A 229-nucleotide genomic window follows, 5' to 3' on the forward strand; every position below is an offset into this window, starting at 1 on the left:
GTTTCTTTCAACTTAGAGGTGATAAGGTCGTTAATCTCGGCAAGACTATTTTTCAAGGCCTGCAATTCCTCTTGAGTGACTTCTTCGCTTACGTTGACATACTTAGCTATCTGGTTGATATTAACCCCTATCCGATTGATTTCTTGCTTGACCCCTATTAACTCTGAAAAATCAATCGTTACAACTGAACCCAATAGCAACATTTTGCGAGCATAATTCTGGAAAGTTT

1 protein-coding gene is annotated in these 229 nt (G+C 38.4%); it reads right to left on the bottom strand.

Annotated features, from left to right (window positions below; genetic code table 11):
• The coding region (mobC, locus tag RMT89_RS45775; RefSeq protein WP_315889657.1) for a plasmid mobilization relaxosome protein MobC at positions 1-203 on the bottom strand (203 nt) is incomplete at its 3' end.
• Positions 204-229 lie beyond the last annotated feature (26 nt).

The organism is Streptomyces sp. P17, assembly GCF_032436805.1.
Classification (GTDB): Bacteria; Actinomycetota; Actinomycetes; order Streptomycetales; family Streptomycetaceae; genus Streptomyces.